Source organism: Lentzea sp. NPDC004782 (assembly GCF_040609115.1).
Classification (GTDB): domain Bacteria; phylum Actinomycetota; class Actinomycetes; order Mycobacteriales; family Pseudonocardiaceae; genus Lentzea.
Genome location: NZ_JBEXJN010000026.1, coordinates 104148 through 123382, shown reverse-complemented (window position 1 = coordinate 123382; position 19235 = coordinate 104148). Strand labels below are relative to the sequence as shown.

17 protein-coding genes, 1 tRNA gene and 1 other RNA gene are annotated in these 19235 nt (G+C 68.8%); 4 read left to right on the top strand and 15 right to left on the bottom strand.

What is annotated here, in order from left to right; translation table 11 throughout:
• Positions 1-104: 104 nt before the first annotated feature.
• From ABZV40_RS24465 to ABZV40_RS24430, 8 genes are read right to left on the bottom strand one after another with little or no spacing between them, the layout of a single operon-like run.
• Positions 105-299 (bottom strand): hypothetical protein, encoded by a 195-nt coding sequence (locus ABZV40_RS24465; protein ID WP_355445720.1) that lies wholly within the window; start codon positions 297-299, stop codon positions 105-107.
• The gene (locus ABZV40_RS24460) at positions 296-769 is read right to left on the bottom strand and encodes a hypothetical protein (RefSeq protein WP_355445717.1); all 474 of its coding nucleotides are present in this window, start codon (positions 767-769) and stop codon (positions 296-298) included. Before ABZV40_RS24460 ends, ABZV40_RS24465 begins: the two co-directional genes overlap by 4 nt.
• Before the next feature lie 18 nt (positions 770-787).
• Entirely contained in the window at positions 788-1789 is a 1002-nt protein-coding gene (locus ABZV40_RS24455) for a C40 family peptidase (RefSeq protein ID WP_355445714.1), read from the bottom strand.
• 2 nt (positions 1790-1791) lie between these two features.
• The gene (locus ABZV40_RS24450) at positions 1792-2388 is read right to left on the bottom strand and encodes a hypothetical protein (RefSeq protein WP_355445712.1); all 597 of its coding nucleotides are present in this window, start codon (positions 2386-2388) and stop codon (positions 1792-1794) included.
• A gap of 12 nt (positions 2389-2400) precedes the next feature.
• Complete coding sequence (locus ABZV40_RS24445; protein ID WP_355445710.1) at positions 2401-4266, bottom strand: hypothetical protein; 1866 nt, start codon at positions 4264-4266, stop codon at positions 2401-2403.
• Entirely contained in the window at positions 4263-7076 is a 2814-nt protein-coding gene (locus ABZV40_RS24440; protein WP_355445776.1) for an ATP-binding protein, read from the bottom strand. Before ABZV40_RS24440 ends, ABZV40_RS24445 begins: the two co-directional genes overlap by 4 nt.
• Before the next feature lie 19 nt (positions 7077-7095).
• A complete protein-coding gene (locus tag ABZV40_RS24435) occupies positions 7096-7566 on the bottom strand; it encodes a hypothetical protein (protein WP_355445707.1) in 471 nt (156 codons plus the stop codon).
• A gap of 3 nt (positions 7567-7569) precedes the next feature.
• Positions 7570-7848, bottom strand: coding sequence for a hypothetical protein (locus ABZV40_RS24430; protein WP_030472642.1), 279 nt, complete (start codon positions 7846-7848; stop codon positions 7570-7572).
• Positions 7849-8263: 415 nt separating this feature from the next.
• On the opposite strand from ABZV40_RS24430, the gene ABZV40_RS24425 reads away from it, so the two are divergent.
• Positions 8264-8527: a hypothetical protein gene (locus ABZV40_RS24425; protein ID WP_355445704.1), complete on the top strand. Its 264-nt coding sequence runs from the start codon at positions 8264-8266 to the stop codon at positions 8525-8527.
• Positions 8528-8591: 64 nt separating this feature from the next.
• On the opposite strand, the gene ABZV40_RS24420 is transcribed toward ABZV40_RS24425, so the two are convergent.
• On the bottom strand, positions 8592-10175 hold the full coding sequence (locus ABZV40_RS24420; RefSeq protein WP_355445701.1) for a DUF6345 domain-containing protein: 1584 nt from the start codon (positions 10173-10175) through the stop codon (positions 8592-8594).
• 157 nt (positions 10176-10332) lie between these two features.
• The gene (locus ABZV40_RS24415; RefSeq protein WP_355445698.1) at positions 10333-11457 is read right to left on the bottom strand and encodes a threonine synthase; all 1125 of its coding nucleotides are present in this window, start codon (positions 11455-11457) and stop codon (positions 10333-10335) included.
• A gap of 113 nt (positions 11458-11570) precedes the next feature.
• Here ABZV40_RS24415 and ABZV40_RS24410 point away from each other — a divergent pair, with 113 nt between their 5' ends.
• Positions 11571-12770, top strand: coding sequence for a S8 family peptidase (locus ABZV40_RS24410; protein ID WP_355445696.1), 1200 nt, complete (start codon positions 11571-11573; stop codon positions 12768-12770).
• Positions 12771-12789: 19 nt separating this feature from the next.
• Here ABZV40_RS24410 and rnpB read toward each other — a convergent pair.
• An RNA gene (rnpB, locus tag ABZV40_RS24405) (RNase P RNA component class A) lies at positions 12790-13170 on the bottom strand.
• A gap of 176 nt (positions 13171-13346) precedes the next feature.
• Between rnpB and ABZV40_RS24400 the strand changes: the two genes are divergently transcribed.
• A complete protein-coding gene (locus ABZV40_RS24400; protein WP_355445693.1) occupies positions 13347-13868 on the top strand; it encodes an NAD(P)H-dependent oxidoreductase in 522 nt (173 codons plus the stop codon).
• Here ABZV40_RS24400 and ABZV40_RS24395 read toward each other — a convergent pair.
• Positions 13861-14922 carry a bifunctional RNase H/acid phosphatase gene (locus ABZV40_RS24395; RefSeq protein ID WP_355445690.1) on the bottom strand — a complete coding sequence of 354 codons (1062 nt, stop codon included), beginning with the start codon at positions 14920-14922 and terminating at the stop codon, positions 13861-13863. The genes ABZV40_RS24400 and ABZV40_RS24395 overlap by 8 nt on opposite strands.
• Before the next feature lie 61 nt (positions 14923-14983).
• Between ABZV40_RS24395 and ABZV40_RS24390 the strand changes: the two genes are divergently transcribed.
• Positions 14984-15066, top strand: a tRNA-Leu gene (locus ABZV40_RS24390).
• A 354-nt stretch (positions 15067-15420) separates the two neighbouring features.
• Here ABZV40_RS24390 and ABZV40_RS24385 read toward each other — a convergent pair.
• Genes ABZV40_RS24385 through ABZV40_RS24375 form a run of 3 tightly spaced genes read right to left on the bottom strand, consistent with a single transcriptional unit; the run spans position 15421 to position 19212 of the window.
• Positions 15421-16803: a CHAP domain-containing protein gene (locus ABZV40_RS24385; protein WP_355445687.1), complete on the bottom strand. Its 1383-nt coding sequence runs from the start codon at positions 16801-16803 to the stop codon at positions 15421-15423.
• A gap of 32 nt (positions 16804-16835) precedes the next feature.
• Complete coding sequence (locus tag ABZV40_RS24380) at positions 16836-18284, bottom strand: glycoside hydrolase family 19 protein (protein ID WP_355445684.1); 1449 nt, start codon at positions 18282-18284, stop codon at positions 16836-16838.
• A gap of 49 nt (positions 18285-18333) precedes the next feature.
• Complete coding sequence (locus ABZV40_RS24375) at positions 18334-19212, bottom strand: hypothetical protein (RefSeq protein WP_355445682.1); 879 nt, start codon at positions 19210-19212, stop codon at positions 18334-18336.
• Between the last annotated feature and the right edge of the window lie 23 nt (positions 19213-19235).

Genomic DNA, 19235 nt, shown 5'->3' with positions numbered 1-19235 from the left:
CTCGGAATTTCCGCCGTCACTCGCGTCGTGCCGCGTGCTCGATGAAGGGCGCCTTACTCCACCTGAGGTGCAGGAAGGCGCCCTTCATCGACGTCGGACGCGACCTAGTCCTCGTCGTCGCCGCGCCACTTCTTGTCCGCCTCGTCGGCGGCCCGAGTGCGTTCGCGGGCGATCTCCAGCGCACGGGCCGCGGTGGCCTCGTCCGGATAGGGACCCATGCGGTCCGGCCCCTTGCAGCCCTTGCCCTGCTCGACCGTCTGGTGGGTCAGGCAGTAGTACCAACCGCTCTTGTCGCTCATCGGCGTTCGCCTCCCAAAGGCGCCGGGAATCCCCTCGGCGGCGTTGACTGGTTGGCGTTGGCGTACTCAGACGGGATCGGGTCCAAACACGACACCAGCACCGTGCGGTCCTCGGCGTTCTCGATCTTGCGCCCGGACCGCTCCCGGTAGACCAGCGAACCGTCGGAGTCGATCTCCATGATGGCGCCGACCTCGGCCAGCTGGTCCTCGTCCAGGTCCGCGAGCTTCTCGTAGCGGGACGGCACCACCCGGTAGATCGGCCAGTTCAGGTGGCCGTAGGTGCGGTGGAACTCCGCGAGCAGGTGGACGAAGTGCTGCTGCCAAGGCAACGGCATCGCCTCGGCCAGAGCCCGCGGGACCACCACGTAGTCGGACGACACACCCGGAGCACCGGCCGCCATGTAGTCACGCACTGGTGTGCTCGACGCGGGCGGTCCGGAAGGCCTCGGGATGGGGTCGTGGTTGAACATGCAGCGCCTCCCCGCGATCTACACGCCCGGCCGGACGGCCAGCGGCATCAACTCGTAATAGTTCCAGTTGATCTTGCTGATCTTCACGACGTCACCCGTTTCGGGGGCGTGGATGTACTCGTCGTTGCCGAGGTACATGGCCACGTGGTGCACCGTTCGCGGGTTCGACGGGTCGGTCGCCCAGAAGATCAGGTCGCCTGCCTGGGCATCGCGCACCGGCAGGTGGGCGCCGCCCTGTTCGTACTGGTCGTTCGCCACGCGCGGGATCTTCACGCCGGCCGCCGCGAACGCCTTCACGAGGATTCCGGAGCAGTCCCACGCGTCCGGTCCGTTGCCGCCCCACAGGTACGGCTCGCCCAGCTGTTCCTTGGCGAACTGGATGGCGATGCCCGCCGCGTTCGAGGCCAGCAGGTACTGGCCCGCACCGGAACCGCAGCCCGCCGGGTCGGTGATCTGCCCGAGCTCGCCCAGCAGGAACGCCGCCATGGCCTCCCAGTTGTGGTACCGGTCGGGGAACGCCGACCGCTCCACCGCCTGCGCCGAGTCACCGGGCCGCTTGCTCTCCCAGTCCGGCACCTTCAGCAGCACGTCGTAGAACTTGTTGATCGCGTAGGTCGGATCGATGACTTGGGCTTCCGTGCCCCAGCCCATCGACGGGCGCATCTGGAAGATGCCGAGCGAGTCGGCGTCGCCGTAGTTCAGCGGGCGCAGGCCCGACTCGGTCATGCCCGCCTGGATCGCGACCTGCCACGCGAGCGGCGGCAGCTTGCGCTCCTGGCCGATGGAGATGATGCGCGCGACGATGTTGCGCTGCTCGTCGTTGAGCCGCGACGCGTCGTTGCGGCCCTTGTCGCCGCCGCCCGAGTCCCACGGCCCGATGGCGGCGTTGCAGCTCGACAGCCTCAGGCCACCGTTGATCGCGGGGTTCGTCGAGTTGCTGACCACCTGGGTCACGCCGGACGTCGCCACCGCGATCACGACGACCGCGACGAGGGCACCGATCAGCAACATCAGCCGCATGGTCAGTCCGCCTTCGTGTAACTGTTCACGCGCCACTTGCCGTCCGGCGCCTTGACCAGCGTGATGACGACCTTGCCGACGTTCGTGCCCACCTCGAAGTCAGCCGACGACGTGTAGGACTTCTTCGGCGTGACCTTCTGGGTGATCTTGTTCGGCACGTTCCTGGGGTCGATCGTCGCCATCTGCGCGAGGAACTCCTCCGTCGTGTACGGACGGAGTTGCGCCAGCCACTTGTCCACGTTGTTGTCCGGCGGCGGCTTGATCCAGTTCTCCGCCCACAGCTCGGCGATCAGCTGCGCGTCGGCCTGCGGCGGAGCGGCGGACGCGGAGATCGACGGCGGCGGCAGCTTGGTCGGCAGCGTGGCACCGCTGGACGGCAGCTGGCCCACCTGGGTGCCCTGCTGCGACGTCGAGGACTGGCCCGCGGACGTCGGCGCCGACGGCTTGCGGTCGAGCACCTTCGGGATGATCACGCCGAGCGCGACGACGACCACCACGAAGATGATGATCGACGCGGCCAGGTGACGCGGGGAACGCAGCGGCCATCCCCACAGCCTGCGGTAGACCGCGGCACGGCCGCGGTTGGTTCGGATCGGCACCTACGCCTCCCTTCAGTTGTCCCTGACTTCGAAGCCGCGCGACGGCCGGTAGATCACGTGCACCTGACGCCCTGCCACCACTTCTGTCTCAGCCCTGCGGGGTTCCTGCACCGGGCCCTGATAGCCGGTGGACCGCGACGGCACGAGCACCGCGTCGTCGACCCGGTCCCACTGCCGGTCGGTGACAGGCGGGGTGTCGACCACGCGCGACCGGCCGACCGGCAGCGCCGCCGGGCCGGAACCCGCGGGCAACGCGCCGGCGCGCACGCCGTACCCGTCGGAGCCGCTGACGATCTGGCCGGGCTGGGCGTCGCGGTCGAGGCGCTGGGCGGTCGCCATGACCGGGCTGGAGGCCTCCGGGCGGACGCGGCCGCGACCGCGCTGCGGGACCTCGTCGCCGTCGGTCTCGTTCTCCCGCACGGACTCCCAGAACTCGTCCTGCGGCGTCGGGCCCGCGGACTTCTTGCGGCCCAGCATCTTCGACCAGACACCGCCGCTCATCGGCAGCACGTTGCCCGCCGAGCCGACCGACATCTCGACCATCTGCCACATGCGGCGCAACGGTTTGCCGATCACGAAGCACACCAGCGTGAGCATCAGGCCGAGCAACGTGCGCGTGAGCAACGACAGCCCGGTCGCGTTGAAGATCGCCTGCAGCAGCAACGCGTGGACACCCGCGAGGACCGCGAGCACCAGCACGTTGAACACCGTCACGGCGGCCGCGCGCGCGACCTTGCGCAGCAGGTCGTGGTGGATCAGCGCGACGAGACCGATGAGCGGTCCGGCCAGGGTCAGGATCCGCAGCAGCAGCTGGGCCAGCAGCACCGCGGCCTTCGCGAACAGCTGGAACAGTGAGAACGCGATCGCCTGCAGCAGCGCGAGGAACCCGGCGCCGGTGCGGCTGCCGTCGGTGCCGTCGAAGTAGCCCTTGGCGGTGCCGAGCTGGGCTTCGAGGGCCTTCCACTCGGCCTTCTTGGCCTCCAGCGCCGCCTGGTCCGCGTCCTTGTGCTCGGCGATCTCGCTCGTCGTCCAGGCCTGCGCCTTGAGGATGCGCGGGCCGTACTCGGTGGCCTGCGGTGCCTCCGGCGTGCCGAACGCGCCGCGCAGCCAGCTCTGGTAGACGACGGCGTCGTGCAGCTTCGTCGGCAGGACGTGCAGCGTGCCTTGCTCCTCCGGTGCCTCGATGAACCCGGCCTGGATCTCGGAGGTCTTGGAGACCAGCGTGTTGTCGAGGAGGTTGTAGAACTGCGGCAAGGCCAAAGTGGACGTTGCCAGCCACATGGCGGCCAACGCCCAGAGCCCGCGTTTGGAGATCGTGGCGAAGTCGCCGGTCCAGATCTGCCGGAACATCAGGATCGCGAGGATCAGCGCCACCAGGCCGAACCAGCGCAGGTAGACGTTGTCGTAGACCTTCTGCACGCCGTTCTTCACGGCGTCGTCCAGCGGGACCAGCAGACCGCGGCCCATCACCGTGTAGTGCAACGCGTTCGTGGCACCGACGATGTTCTTGCCGATGCTGAACAGCTCGTTGCCCGCCCACGTGTCGATGGTCGCGTTGGCGTCGGGCAGGACGTTGCACTTGGCGTTGTAGTTGTGCCAGACCATGCCCGCGTAGCCGAAGTCGAGGTACGGCGAGCCGGGCAGGCCGTTGCCGACGGGCGGGTCGAGCGCGCCGACCATGCCGGCGCCGGGCCGTTCCGGATTCGGTGCCTCGCCGCAGGATTGAGCGTGCGCCATCGGGGCACCCAGTACCACCTGCAGCGCCAGGATGGCCGCCACGAGGCCCACCGACCTGGCGCGCGCTGACATGCGCAGCTGGAACCGCCGCCTCGCCCAGAGCAAGGCGGCGATCACCAGCACGATCGTCAGCGCCGTCATGCGGCGCCGTCCCGGTGGCGGTTGGTGCCGTCACCGTGGCCCACCAGGTGGGCCTCGTCCTCCGTCAGTCCGAGTTCCATGTCCGCCGCCAGTTCGTCGTCGATCTCGTCGGGCACGTAGGCGGGCGGCTGCGGGGCCGCGTGGTCGTCGCCCGTCTTCACGAGCTCGCCGGAACCGTTGTCGCGCTTGGCGTCCGGGGTCGTGTCGAGGGCGTTGCGCAGGTGCTCCAGGTGCGGGCCGCTGAAGTCGATGCGGATCCGCTCCACACCACCGGCACCGTCGCCGAAGATGAACTGCCGCGGCGCGCGGTCGCGTTCGGTCGCGGTGCGCTCGCCACCGGGGCGGCGGCCGAGCGACGCGATGACCTGCTCGTACCCGGCTCCGACCGGAACCTTGAGCAGCCGCAACGCGTCCGCCTGCGCCTGGTCGTCGTCCAGGCGCCCGACGAAGACCGAGTCGAGCAGCGCCACGAAGCCCTGGATCTTCAGGAAGTCGGCGGGGATCTGCGACGACAGCAGCACGCGGACGTTCCACTTGCGCGAGTCACGCGCGAAGCGGTTCATCAGCACGCGGCCGGTCGGGACCTCGGAGAGGAAGAACGCCTCGTCGATCCAGACGCCCTTGCGGAGGTCCTTCGGCCGGTCGTAGATCGACCGCTGAGTCAGCCAGGCGGCGAGGTTCAGCATCTCGACGCCGAGCGCCTCCGCGTCGGTCCAGTGCTCACGGCCGACACCGTCCTTCGGCAGGTTCAGGCCGGCCATGGTGAGCACGGTGAGCCGGTCGTCGCGCTGCTCGTTGTACGGGTCGGCGTCCTGCTCGGGGATCAGCAACGACATGCGCTCGCGCATCTCGTCGAGGAAGTCCGCGACGACGACGGCGTGCTCGTGGTGCTCGGACGCGTCCCGGCGAAGCGCTTCGAAGACGAGACCGGGATGCGCGTCGAAGCGGCCACCGACCGTGCGGACGGCACGCAGCAGCACGATGCGCGTCTGCGGCAGGCGTGCGACCTCGAACGGCAGCAGACCCGTGAGCACGTCCAGCACAAGACGACGACGGGTCGCCGCAGCCAGCGCCTTCTCGCGGCGCCAGGCCCGCTCCGGGTCCTCCTCGTCGAGGAAGTGCTCGATCATCGGCTCGGCGACCACCCGGTACGGGTTGAGGATGCCGGGCTGGGCGTTGAGCAGGTTGATCGGCCGCGCGTACGGCCGCAGCTCCGGCAGGTCGCACAGCGCCGACAGCGGTCCGGACGGGTCGAGCAACGTCCAGTGCGCGCCGGAGCGCAGGGTCTTGTAGACCATGCCGCCGCCGAGGAACGACTTGCCGGCGCCGAGGCCCGCGACCATCGCCGTCAGGCCCGAGGCGTCCCGGAGCTCCTGCGCCATCCACGGATCCCACGCGACCGGGCGGCGGGTGGCCGTGACGGTCTCGCCCAGCAGGATGCCGCGCCGGTCACCGACCTCGGCCGTCGCCGTGGGCACCGCACTCGCGGCCCACAACACGCTGCCGCGACGCAGGTACGCGCCGTTGGACAGCGGTTCACCGGGGATGAACTCGCGGGCGATCGCGTACTGCGCCTCGGGGTGCTCGATCGCGATCTTCGGCTTGTACAGCTCGAGCAACGACTGGGCGAGCCTGAGCGCCTCGCGCTCGGTCGGACCGCTGACCGCGAGCCGCCACCAGCTGCGCACCCGGGTGCCCAGCGCGGTGAAGCCCGACGTCATCTCGTCGTCGATCTCCAGCACGCGCCCGGCCTGGCGGGCCAGGGACTGCGGCGGGTCGAGCTCGTGCTCGTCGGTGTAGTGGCGGACCTGCGAGCGCACCTTGCTCATCTGCCGCGACAGCTCACCCGAGACCTCCTCGGGCTTGCGCACGTAGATCCGCGCGGACCACTCGACACTCGCCGGCAACCGGTCGGAGCGCTGCACCCACGGGTCGTCGACCTCGGGGATCTGCAGGCCGTGCATCAACCCGACGGTGAGCACGCAGACGTGCCGCTTGATGCCCGCGTTCGAGCCGGTGCGGCCGCGCACGACCACCGTCGGCGAGTACGGCTCCTGGTGGAAGTCCGCGGCGTCGGTGAACGACGCCAGGTCCTCCGGTTCCCACGCGGCACCCGGCACGGCGGGCAGGTTGCGCGGCGCGGGCAGGCCCAGCGAGCACGACCGGTGCATCAGCCAGGACATCTCCTCGGCCGTGGCGGGACGGCCTTCGAGACCCGCGGACCCGATCACCTGGTCGAGGTGCTCGACCTCGGAGTCGAGCGCGACCAGCTCGGCGTCGACGGCGTCCGGGAAGACCCTGCGCAGCACCGGGGCCGCGCGTTCGACGGCGCGGTCCATCATGTTGCGGGTCTGCACCTGGACGCCCAGGTAGACCTCTTTCTCCGCCATCGAGCGGCCCATGAGCTGCTGCTGCTCGCCGACCATGTAGTCGTCGAACGACAGCGTGCCGGGCGTGTCCGGCAGGCGCTTGACGGCGTTGTGCACGTGCGCCTCGGCCCACATGCGGATCGGGTACGGCCGCGTGGTGACCCGCAGGTGCATCCAGCGGCCCTGCAGCTCGGCGTACTGCCCGGCGATGGCGGCGATCAGGTCCTGGCGCTGCGAGTCGCTGCGGAACGACCAGCGCTGCGGCGCGAGCCGGTACCAGGCGTAGACCTCCTGGCCGGTGCGCAGCAGGTGGCCGTCGATGCTGCGGGCCGCGATCGACGGGGTGTAGCTGGGCACGGCCTGCTCGCCGGGCAGGCGACGGCCGCGCTTCGAGTAGACCTGCGCGCGCTCGCGGGGGTCGGCCGCGGCGTGCTGGGCGATGTGCTGGGCGGAGCGACGGTCACGGTCTCGCCGGCGTCCGAACACCGCGAACCTCCTTCTTACGGCTGGCTGACGTCCGGCGGGGCTGGGCCTGCTGTCTCGCCCGTTGTTTCTTGCTCAACTTGGGACGAGGCCGCTGCGGGTTGACCCGGATCCGGGCGGCGCTGGCCGCTCCGCCGGTGCTTGCCGTGCGCTCTCGAGGTGCGGTGAGCTCGCGGACCCACATCGACATGACGGCCGTGAGCGGCCGTTCATGGCTGATCCGCTGGGTGATGAAGCGCGTGAGGATGATCGTCGCGACGAGGGCCCAGGCCGTCGAGAAGAACCCGAAGCCGACGCCCATCTGGCGCTCGATCGTGAGTACGACGAGGAAAACGACGATCCCGACGCCCCACGCGACGTATCGCGCACGCCAGGGAAAAGTCGCTTTGGGCGGGCCGAGCCAGACGGCGTCGACCCGGTAGACCTCGTCGTCAGTGCGAACCCGCACGTGTCAGCCTCCGACGAACAGGCCGGCGAGCCACTTGCCGATGTTCGAGCCCGCGTCGGTCGTGACCGCGAGCCCGATGATGGCCAAAGCGACGATCACGCCACCGAGGCGGCGCATGACGCCCGCGTTGTCGCCCTTGCCACCACCCAGCCACAGCAGGAGGAGCGCAACGGTCAGGAGGAGCAGCGGAACGATGTTGTCCAGGATCCAGCCGCGGACATTGCCTGTGCCCGGCACCGTCGGCTGCTGCTGAGCGAGTGTCACCAGGTCCATGGCGGTCATTTGGTACTCCAGAGTGCGCTCGGGCTTGCGCTACGAGTAGAACACGAGTTCGTCACGACGTGTGAAGCTGTTGGAGCGGGCTGTAGATCATCTGGCCGTTCCCCCTGGGAGGAATTACGTCTAATCTGGCCGACACATCATCACTGAGGAGACGTCGGTGGGGAACACCCGGACCAAGATTCTCTCTGTCACCGGCAATGTTCACCCGACTGCGAAGGCCCTGGTCACCCACAGTGCGTGCGTCCTAAACATGCGCACGTGTCCACCCATGTGAACGCCCTGATCGGCCGGTTCGCGACCCCGCCGCGGGTACGACCCGGAGCTACGACTCCGAGGAGATTCGCCCATGCTCGAACCTGACCTCGTGCCGGACGGAAGTGTGGACGGAATCACAGCCTCCCCTAGTGCTCCAGGCGTGGAGGAGCCTACCGGGGAGGGCGGGCAAACCCGGCGCCGGGTCCAAAGGACCGTCAACTTCGACCGGTCCGTGCTGGAGCGTGCGCGTGCGGCGGCCACCTATCTGGCGTCCTACGAGCCTCAGGCCGGGGTGCGGTCGCTGGCCGACATCGTGAACCCGGCCGTGCTGGCCTACGTGACCGAGCTGGAGGAGCTGTACAACGCGGGCGCGCCGTTCCGCCCGGTGCTCCGGATGCCTTCGGGCCGCCCCGCCAAGCGCTGATCCCGGACGGAACGCGGGGGCCCCGCGTTCCCCGGAGGGAAACGCGGGGCCCCCGCGTTGCTCGTCAGGAGGCGCCGGAGATCCGCCAGAAGACACCGGTCGAGGTGTAGTCGGGGCCGACGGGGCCCTTGCCCCAGAAGTAGTCGTCGAAGTTGCCGAGCGCACCTGACGACGTGACGGGACCCATGGTCGCCCAGCGGACCGAGGCGGGCTGGGTGTCGATGCTGGCCTGCGCCCACGCGTCGCGGACCTTCATCGGGTTGTTCCACCACAGGAACGGCGAGCGCCACATGTAGTTGCCGAACTTGCCGCCGTGGTCGGCCGAGTTGTAGCTCACCGTGGTGAAGCTGTTGATCTGGTGCAGGCCGCGGAAGGCCTGGCCCCAGCGCTGCGCCCAGGTCTGGCCGCCGGTGTTGTCCTCCAGGATCAGGCAGGTGAAGAGGCTCATCCACTCGACGTCGTTGTCGCCCCAGCGGGCGTCGGTGTTGGAGAGCTTGGTGTCGTTGTGGTTGGAGCAGCCGGAGAAGGAGAAGCCGGTGCCCGAACCGTGGCCCTGCCAGTAGGTGAGGTCGACGTCGTCGGCCCAGTTCGTGTCGTCACCGCCCGCGATGGCCGGGTCCTTGAAGTCGCTCTCCCACGCGTTGCCGTCGAGCCAGCTGAAGGCGCGGGCGATGCCGTGGCTGCTCGCCTCGCTGTTGAACGTGCCGATGTTGGCGGCGGTGTTGGGCAGGCCGGCGCAGTTGCCGGTGCCCTCGCTGCCGACCTGCGTGCCGCCGGCCTGGATCTTGAACTGCGCCTCCGGCCTGGGCTCCTGGCCCGGTCCCGGCTGCGGCAGTTCGGCGCCGACCGCGGCGGGCAGCGTGATCGCCTGCGGGGCACCACCGTCGGCGGTGCGGCCGGCGCAGCGGAACGACGGCTCGACCTTCTCGACCTTCTCCTCCAGCGGTGCCGCCACGTAGACGTAGCTGACCTCCGGCTTCACCTCGGCGCCGAGGTACTTCTGGCAGAGCTTGGCGCCGTACGAGAGGTCGTTGACCTTCACCGTGCCCGCCTGGCCGTACGTGCGCGCGGCGTGGCTGACCGACGTCACGCCCTGCGCGTCGAACGACACCCGGATGTTCGCGCCCTCGCCCTCCAGCGGGATGCCGCCGAGCTGGAACGTGTACGACACGCTCGTGTCGAGGTTGGCGCTGAGCGCGGTGCGCCCGTTGACGTCCGACAGCTCGAACGTCGTGTACTGTGCGGTGGGCGCCGCGTTCGCGGGCAGCACACCCGCCGCGCTCAGCCCCTCCTGCGCGCGCTTGACCGCCTCGTCGGTCGGGATCGTCCTGATGCGCTTGATCGCGTCGAGGTCGAGACCGGTCTGCCTGGTCTCGTTGCCGTCCTCGTCCGGCCGGCCCTGTCCTTTGTCGACGGTCGGCAGGTGCTGGAAGCGCTGCTCGTCCGCGAAGGACACCCCGCCGGCCTCGGATCTCCGGACGTCCTTGAGGTCGAAGGCTCTTTGCAGCCTCAGCGCCTGCTCCTGGTCGAGGCCGGAGCTCTTCACCCCGTACACGGGCAGCTCCGCGGCGTCGGCGGTCGCGACACCGACCGCTCCGGCCGTGACGAGGCTGGACAGGGCCAGCACCACGGTCAGCTTGCGTTGCATGTCTCTCTTCCCTCCCTTGGGGACGACCGGCTGCAGGGGCCGGTCGTCTGACAGGAGGATCTGCCGTGCTGGACCGTGATACCGAGAGTGGCTCAGCGGGCTGCCGCGACCACTCGTTCGGCCGAAATTCTGTAACGCCCTTGGGGTCTGCGACTACTTAGAGGCGGACACCTGGGTATTTGATGCCTGCTCCGGTGTTCAGCACGACCACCTCGTCGTCCACCTTGAGCCAGCCGTCCTTGCGCAGTGTCCGCACGGCACTGATCGTGGCAGCGCCTTCCGGGCACAGGAAGACGCCCTCCAGCCGCGCGGTTTCCTTGCGGTCGGCCAGGAGCTGCTCGTCGTCGACGGCGATGGCGGTGCCATCGGTTTCCCTGATGGCCTGGAGGATGATGAAGTCCCCCAACGGTTTCGGCACGTTGATGCCGAACGCGCTCGTGTAGGCGTTGTCCCAGAACGTCGACTCGGCCTCGTTCTCGTCGAACGCCCTGACGATCGGCGCGCAGCCGGTGGACTGCACCGCGACGAGGCGCGGCAGAGGTCCGTCGATCCAGCCGAGCTCGCGCATCTCGTTGAGCGCCTTGTGAATCCCGATCAGGCCCACTCCGCCGCCGGTCGGGTAGACGATCACGTCGGGGACGCGCCAGCCGAGCTGCTCGACGATCTCGTAGCCCATCGTCTTCTTGCCCTCGATGCGATAGGGCTCCCTGAGGGTCGAGGCGTCGAAGAGGTCGACGTCCCTGATGACCCCGGCGGCGTCGGCGATGGTGCCCGGCACGACCCGCAGCTCGGCGCCGCTCGCCTCGACCTCCTCGCGGGTGATCAACGGGGCGTCCTCGGGCATCGCGATGACGCTGCGGAGGCCGGCGCGGGCCGCGTACAGGGCCCAGGCGGCGCCCGCGTTGCCGTTGGTCGGCATCTTGATGCCCTTGACGCCCAGCTCCTTCGCCCGAGCCACGCCGACGGCCGCGCCGCGGGCCTTGAACGAGCCGGTCGGGATGAGCGACTCGTCCTTCATGAGGACGGTCACGTCGAGCGCCCTGCTGAGCGCGGGCAACGGCACGAGCGGGGTCATGCCCTCGCCCAGGCTGAACTGCGCGTCCGGGTTCCGGACCGGGAGGACGTCGCGGTAGCGCCAGAGGCTGTTCTCCTCCGTCGGCCTGCCGACTTTCGTGAGGTCGTAGCGGGCGAGCAGCGGTGACGCGCACTCGTGGCAGAGGTTCTGGACGACGTCGGCGTCGTGCCGATGACCGCAGCGGGCGCACTCCAAGTGGGACAGCACAGGTCCATCAATACCGGTGAATGAGGCCATCGATTTACACCCGAAAGTACTAACGCTTCGCCCCGTTCGGGTGAGAGCATCAGCATCCCTGCTCCTGCGTTCCGAGGAGAGCCATGCGACGTCTCACCGCCAAGACCCTGTTCGCAGCCGTCCTGCTCGCCGCCGCCGTTCCCGCCACTCCAGCCAGTGCCGACGCCCAGACCAGCGGATACATCGTCCTGCTGAAGGACGGCGTGGGCGTGGCCGGCATGACCAACCTGCTCGGCGTCACCGTCGACAACGTGTACGAGTCCGCGGTGCGCGGTTACTCGGGCCACATGACCGCCGCCACCGCGGCGCGCCTCGCCCGTGACCCGCGGGTCGCACTGGTGCAGCCGGACGGCGTGGCCTCGATCGCCGCGCAGAGCCTGCCCACTGGCGTCGACCGCATCGACGCGGAGCAGAGTCCGACCGCCCGGATCAACGGCACCGACGAACGCGTGGACGTGGACGTCGCCGTGATCGACACCGGCGTCGACCTCGACCACCCCGACCTCAACGTCTACACCGCGGGAGCGAAGAACTGCTCCACCGGCCGCAGCGCTGACGACGGCAACGGCCACGGCACCCACGTCGCCGGCACGATCGGCGCGCTCGACAACGGCTTCGGCGTCGTGGGCGTGGCCCCCGGTGCCCGCATCTGGCCGGTCCGCGTGCTCAACAACCAGGGCAGCGGTTCGTTCTCGGCCATCATCTGCGGCATCGACTACGTCACCGCGCACGCGAACGAGATCGAGGTCGCGAACATGAGCCTCGGCGGTTCGGGCACCGACAGCGCCTGCGGCTCCAACAAGGACGCGATGCACGAGGCGATCTGCCGCTCGGTGGCCGCCGGCGTGACCTACGTCGTGGCCGCGGGCAACAGCGCGGCCGACTCGTCGACCTTCGTCCCCGCCGCCTACGACGAGGTCATCACGGTCAGCGCGCTGGCCGACTTCAACGGCCAGCCGGGTGGTGGAGCGGCGTCGACGTGCCGCGCGGACGTCGACGACACCTTCGCCGACTTCTCCAACTACGGCGCGGACGTGGACATCATCGCGCCCGGCGTGTGCATCACGTCGACCTGGAAGGACGGCGGCTACAACACGATCTCGGGCACGTCGATGGCCAGCCCGCACGTCGCGGGCGCGGCGGCGCTCTACAAGTCGACCCACCCGACCGCGTCGCCGTCGGCCGTGAGGACCGCACTGCGCTCCGCGGGCACCTCGAACTGGAACACCTCGACGGACCCGGACGGCACGCACGAGCCGTTGCTGAACGTGGCCTCGTTCTGAGCAGGCCGGCTGAGTGGGGCGGATGAGCCGGCATGTAAGCCGGATCCTGTTCATGGGACTCGCGCCCCACTTGGCGGCCATCCATCTGGGCCTGCCGTCGCCGACAGGCTCTAGCGGCCTACCCGCGAGCATCGGACGGGCCGCCCTCGAACGCTCGCGCAGGCACTCGCGTGCCCTCTTGGCCTTGCTCCGGGTGGGGTTTACCCAGCCGCCCCAGTCACCTGGGACGCTGGTGGTCTCTTACACCACCGTTTCACCCTTACCCCGGCTCACGCCGAGGCGGTCTGTTTTCTGTGGCACTGTCCCGAGGGTCGCCCCTGGTTGCCGTTAACAACCACCCTGCCCTGTGGAGTCCGGACTTTCCTCGACAGTCTCCTGCCGCGGCCGCCCTGCCGACTCATCCGCGTCCACCAGAATATCCCAACGGCTGGAACCGGTTGTCCACCGGTCCGGACGTTGGTTGACTTCCAGTCATGACACGACGTCGCCACGTCGACTACGGCCGCGTGGCAGCCAGCCTGTGTTGTCTCCGCTGAGCGCGCTTTCTCTCATCCGCGACCTCAGGGAGTGCTTGCCATGTCCGATCTGCTGATCATCTCCGGCGCACCGTCCCACACCGCGCCGACCGGCGTCGTCGTGTCGCACGTGTCCGCCGTGCTGACGGCCTTGGGCCACCACGTGTCGTTGCTCGACGTGCGGTCGCTGCCCACGTTGTCGCTGCTCACCGAGGACCTCCGCGACGCGGAGATCTCCGCCGCGGTGAGCGCCGTGCTCGCCGCGGACGGCGTCGTGGTGGCCTCACCGGTGTACCGCGCCGCGTACAGCGGCCTGGTGAAGGCGCTGCTCGACCTGCTGCCGAAGAAGGCGCTGCGGGGCCGCGCGGTGCTGCCGTTGGCGACGGGCGGCAGCCAGGGGTTCCTGGTGGCGATGGACTACGCCCTGCACCCGCTGCTCGCGACCAAGGGCGCCGACCAGGTGGTGCGCGGCGAGTTCGTGCTGGACCAGAAGGTCGGCTCACCCGAGTCGGCCGCGCTGCTGGACGCGGCGGCAGACCGGTTCGTCTCAGCTTTGACGCCGCGCCTGCGCAAGGTCAGCTGAGGTGTGAGGTGTCGTTGACGAGCTTCACCGACGCGTGCCCGTCGGGGTAGAACTCGGCGATCGACACACCCGTCAGGTCGAGGTGCATCCGGAACAGGAACTGCGGCCCGACGTCCAACGCCTGCCGCAACAGCGTCTTGATCGGCGTGACGTGGCTCACGACCACCACCGTGCTGCCGCCGTACTTGGCGATGATGTCCGTGCGCGCCTTGCGAATGCGAGCGTTGACCTCGTCGAAGCTCTCACCGCCGGGCGGCTTCACGCTCGTGTCGCCGAGCCACCGCCGGTGGATCTCCGGGTCCTGCGCCGCGGCCTCCGCGAACGTCAGCCCCTCCCACGTGCCGAAGTCCGTCTCGATGAGCCCCTGATGGGTGACGACCTCCAGCCCGGTCCGGTCCGCGAGCTTCTGCGCGGTCTGCTGCGCCCGTTGCAGCGGCGACGAGATGACCGCCGCAATGCCGTCCACTTTGGATAGACGACTCGCCGCCCTCTCGGCCTGCTGGAGGCCGAGCTCGGTCAGCGGATGATCCCCGCGCCCCGAGTACCTGCGCTCGACCGACAGCTCGGTCTGCCCGTGCCGCAACAGGATCAACCGCGTGGGCTCACCGACCGCACCACTCCAGTGCGGCTGCTTGTCACCCTCCGCGCTCTTGCTCTCGCCGTCCATGGCCTCGTTGGCCAGCCGATCGGCCTGCCGGTTGCGCTCGCGCGGAATCCACTCGAACGTGATGGCCTGGAACGACCTGGCGAGCGCCTGCGCCTCCCGTGCGAGCGGCTGCATGGAGGGGTGCTTGATCTTCCAGCGCCCGGTCATCTGCTCGACGACCAGCTTGGAGTCCATCCGCACGTCCACGGTCTCGGCCTGCAGCTCGCTCGCCGCCCGCAACCCCGCGATGAGCCCCTGGTACTCCGCCACGTTGTTGGTGGCGACCCCGATGAACCCCTTGCGCTCGGCCAGCGTCTCGCCGCTGAGCTTGTCGCGCACCACAGCGCCGTAACCAGCAGGTCCGGGGTTGCCCCGCGACCCGCCGTCGGCCTCGACGATGACCTTCACGCCGGCGATCGTAACCCCGCGTTCAGGCGCCGCTCGGGGGCGTTGTACGATGATCCCATCAGTCTGGGTGGCGGAATGGCAGACGCGCTAGCCTGAGGTGCTAGTGCCCGAAAGGGCGTAGGGGTTCAAGTCCCCTCTCGGACACGGTCGAAAAGGGCGGACGCGCGAGCGTCCGCCCTTTTCCGTGCACAGCAGGTCACTCCAGAGACGGAGTCGGCTTCGGGTGACGCCGCAGACGCTCCGGCCCACACCCCTCGGCACGTGCCCACCGGAGGGGCCATCCACTCGGCTGATGACACGGTCGGCGGCGATCTGTTCCGGCGTGACGGCGTCCGGCCTGCGCACGTTCGGTCTCTTCCTCGCTGCGGCTGCCGTGCGGGGTCCGGCTCGGCGGGGAAAGCGCATCGGTGACGGGAAACGGATGGTCGGCCGCACCCGTGAACCTCGGCAACGCGAGAGGGGCCGTCGCGAGCGACGGCCCCTCTCCTGTCCTTCCGATCAGTAGCTGGTCAGCTGGAACTCGGCGATGTTGGTCGCCTGAGCGGTCCAGGTGCCGTACGGTCCGCCCTCCTTGACGTTCAGGGCGCCGTCGGTGACCAGGACACCGATGCGGCCGGCCTTGGCGTCGACCTCGATCTGCTTCGCCCCGCTCATCTGGTTGATCCAGTTCGCGTAGAGGTTGCCCTGCTTCACCGAGGCCAGGCCATCGTTGAACACGACGCCGATGTAGTCACCGGACAGGTCGAAGTCCTTGACGTTGCTGGTCTGCTCGAGCCAGGTGCCGTACAGGCCACCGTCCTTCACGGTCAGCGAACCGTTGGTGCGCAGAGCGCCGATCCGGTCGGACGAAGCGGAGATCTCCAGGTCCGCGACGCCGCCGAGCTGGGTGGTCCAGGTCTCCCAGAGGTTGCCCTTCTTCACGTACGCGGTGCCGTCGTTGGACACGACGCCCAGGTAGTCGCCGGAGAGCTCGACCTCCTTGGCGTTGTTCATCTCCTCGACCCAGGTGCCTTGCGGGCCGCCTTCCTTGACGGCGACGGTGCCGTCGGTGCGGACGATGCCGACCCGGCCCCTGCTGGACTCGAGCGAGAAGTCCTTGACGTTGCCCGCCTGGGTGAACCAGGTTTCCCACAGGTTGCCCTGCTTGACCGACAGCGTGCCGTCCGCAGCCAGGACACCGATCATGTCACCGTCCACCTTGGACTTGACCATGCCGCCGTGCTCCTGGACCCAGTTGGCGTAGAGGTTGCCCTCCTTGACGTGCACGACGCCGTCGTTGGTCCGGACGCCGATGCGGTTGACCGTGGGACGGACCGTGTCGACGCCGACCGGGCTGATGAACGCGGAGATCGTCTGGCCGGCGACCGACTGGCCGACGCGACCGCCACCGGTGGCGAACTGCACGGACGAGGTGGTGGGGCTGTCGCCGAAGTTGCCGTTGATGGTGCGGATCGTGCCGTTGGAGTTCACCGCGTCGACGAGAGAGACGTGGTCGGCGCGGCCGGCTCCGTAGTAGTTGAAGACCACCGCGTCACCGACCTGCGGGACGTAGGAGGCGTCGGTGTGGAGCGTGCCGTTCTGCTGGCCGTAGAGGTAGAAGCTGCCCGCGGCCGCGCTCAACCGGTCGGTGTTGACGTTGCGGTTGCCCCAGACCCATCTCGCGAAGTCCGCGCACCAGGCCCACTGCATCCGGCAACTGTCCATGAACCCGACGCCGCCGAGACTGTTCGTACTGCAGGTCTGCTTGTTGAGGTTCGCAGCGGCCAGATCACGGATGTCGGAACGGGTGTCGGCCTGAGCTGGAGCGAAGCCGAGCATGACCATGGCGGAGGCGGCGAGGACTGTGGCGACGGTGCGCTTGGCGGTGGTCGAGTTGGACATGTCGAGTTCCTTCGAGTGCGAGGTGGTGGGGGTCAGCGGGTGCACTTGATCGAGCTCTCGGGCACCGGCAGCGAACCGCCGTTGAAGTAGGCGAGGGCCGCCTTGTAGGAGGCGCAGCGGTTCTGGGCCTCGGTCGGGTCGAGCCGCGGCGCGTAACCGATCGCCCTGCCCACACCGCCCATGTCGTAGGCGTCGGCGGCGGCGTTGATGTTGCGGGCGACGGTCCAGTACCAGCGGGCGATCTTCGCGCTCCACTCCACCTTCGCGGCGTCCTCGGGGTGGTTCATGAAGTCGTGGCCGAAGTAGTTCGTGACGGCCTGGTAGTTGAAGTCGCTGGTCAGCTGGATGAAACCGCGTCCCTTGTAGAAATCGCCGACGCCTGCTTCACCGGCGTTGTAGCGGAAGCCGCTCTCGTGCTTGAGGGTCGCGACGAACGCCGCCTTGCGGGTCGGCGTGGTGATGCCGGCGGCCCCCATCTCCGCGTTCAGGCTCGGCAGGCCGGCCGCGACGGTGTCGGTGGCGTAGGCGGAGCCGTAGATGTTGACGATGTCCTGCTGGGAGACGTACTGCCCGCCCTGGTTCGCGGTGGCCGCGGCCAGCCGGAAGCTCTGCGCGCCGCCGTACTGGTTGATCCACGTGCCGTAGAGGCCGCCCTCCTTGACGATCACGTCGCCGCCGTTGGTCAGCACACCGATGCGGTCACCGGCGATCTGCAGGTCCGTCACACCGGGCATCTGGTTGACCCAGGTCGCGTAGAGGTTTCCCTCCTTGACGGTCGCGAGGCCGTCGTTCATGACCACACCGATCATGGAGCCGGACAGTTCGAGCTTCTTCACGCCGCTGATCTGCTCGGTCCAGTTCGACCAGAGGTTGGACTCCTTCACCGCCACCGAACCGTCGGTGCGCAGCACGCCCACCCTGTCCGCGGAGAGCTCGAGGTCGGCGACGCCGCTGATCTGGTCCACCCAGGACGCGAAGAGGGTGCCTTCCTTGACACTCGCGAGACCGCTGTCGTAGACGACGCCGACGCGGTTGCCGGACAGCTCCAGGTCCTTGACACCGCTGGTCTGCTCGACCCACACGGCGTTGAGGTCGCCTTCCTTCACCGCGACCGTCGTGTCCTGGCGCAGCACACCGATCCGGCTGCCGGTCAGGCGGAAGTCCTTGACGTTCTGCGCCTCCTCGACCCAGTTCGCCCACAGGTTGCCCTGCTTGACGAACAGCTTGTGGTCGGTGGTCAGCACGCCGATCCGGTCGCCGGCGATCTCGAACTTCTCGACCCCGCCGTTCATCTCCTCGACCCAGGACGCGTAGAGGTTTCCCTCCTTGACGTCGAGCTTTCCGTTGTTCAGCACACCGATGCGGTGGTTGCCGGACGGAAGCTCTCCTGCCGAGGCGGACGACTGCATCGCGGTGAGTGCGATTCCGGTGACCAGCGTGGCCGCGGTGAAGCGAGCCAGGGCGTTCTTCAGGGCAGACATCGTCGGCTCCTTTCCGAAATTATCGGGAGAGTTTCGAAGAATTCGCGGTTCACGCGGAAGGCGCGGCCAGACCGATCTGCTGGACGCCGGAGGCCTGGGTGACGAAGGAGCCCTGAAGCCCGACCTTCACGGCGGCGGTGCCGTCCGTGTGGAGCACCGCGATGCGGTTGCCGGCGAGCTCGACCGCGCTGGCGCTGGAGGCCTGCTCGGACCAGGCACCGAAGAGACCGTCCTTGGCCGCGACCAACCCGTCGGTGCGCAGGACGGCGATGCGGTCGCCGGCCAGTTCCAGGTCCTTGACCCCGTCGGCCTGCTCGACGAACGTGCCGGTCAGCCCGTCCCGCACGGCGGCGGTGCCGTCCGTGCGCACAACGCCGACGCGGGTGCTGGTCAGCTCCAGGTCCTTGACGCCGGATGCCTGCGTCACCCACGCCGCGAAGAGGTCACCCTGCTTGACCAGGGCCGATCCGTCCGCACGGACGACACCGACGCGGTTGTTGGTCACCTCGAAGTCCGTCACGCCCTGTGCCTGCTCGACGAACGAGCCGGTCAGGCCTTCCTTGACGGCCAGCGAGGCGTCAGTGCGCAGGACGGCGATCCGGTTGCTCGACAGGCGGAAGTCCTTGACTCCGGAGGCCTGGTTGGTCCAGGCGGCGTCGAGCGAGCCCTCCTTGACGAACAGCGTGCCGTCGGTCGTCAACGCGCCGATGAGGTTGCCGGCGACCTCGGTCTTCTGGACGTTCCCGAGCTCTGCCACCCAGGAGGCGAAGAGGCTGCCTTCCTTGACGGCGAGCTGCCCGTTCTGCAGTACCGCGATCCGGTCGGCGCCTGCCGGGAGTTCCCCCGCACTTGCGGCCAGCTGGCTGCCCGCAAGTGCGATACCCGTGATCAGCGAAGCGGCGATGACACGACCGAGAATGTTCTTCATTTTCCCCACCTGACTTCTTTCAT